The organism is Vibrio sp. 10N.261.52.A1 (genome assembly GCF_002876325.1).
GTDB lineage: Bacteria > Pseudomonadota > Gammaproteobacteria > Enterobacterales > Vibrionaceae > Vibrio > Vibrio chagasii.
On record NZ_MCYD01000185.1, the window covers coordinates 1 to 662 of the forward strand.

Annotated in this window: 1 protein-coding gene; it reads right to left on the reverse strand. The window is 45.2% G+C overall.

The window, feature by feature from the left end; translation table 11 throughout:
• On the reverse strand, positions 1-662 hold a 662-nt coding region (locus tag BCT81_RS02465), incomplete at both ends, for an ATP-binding cassette domain-containing protein (RefSeq protein WP_133152495.1).

Below are 662 nucleotides of genomic sequence, written 5' to 3' on the forward strand. Positions count from 1 at the left end.
ACCTGAACCTGACTCACCCACAATACCGAGGGTTTCACCTTGTTTTAGGTTCAACGAGATGCCTTTCACTGCTTCAAAGTACTGATTTTTAGACTTGATGAAGTGCGGTTTCACCAAGAACTTAACGCGAATATCTTCAGCAGACAGAAGCTCTGGCGCTGCGGCGCTTACCGGATCTTTCGCCCCTTTAGGTATCGAGTTAATGAGCATTCGTGTGTAGTCATGTTTAGGACTATCGAATAGAGATTGAGTCATCCCTTCTTCTACAAGTTCACCTTTACACATCACTATCACACGATCAGCGAAGTGTTTCACCACACCTAAATCATGAGTGATGAACAAAATCGCCATTCCCATCTTGCCTTGAATCTCTTTGATAAGAGAAAGCACTTCAGCTTGAACCGTTACGTCGAGTGCTGTCGTCGGTTCGTCAGCAATCAGAATATCCGGTTCATTAATCAGTGCCATTGCAATCATGATGCGCTGCAGTTGACCACCCGAAAATTCGTGAGGGTACTTGGTGTATGACTTTTCTGGCATTGGCAAGTGCACAAGATTAAACAGCTCTATCACACGCTGTTTGGCTTGAGACTTCGACACTTTACGATGACACATAATGGCTTCTGCCACTTGAATACCGACGCGCAGGTATGGGTTCAAAG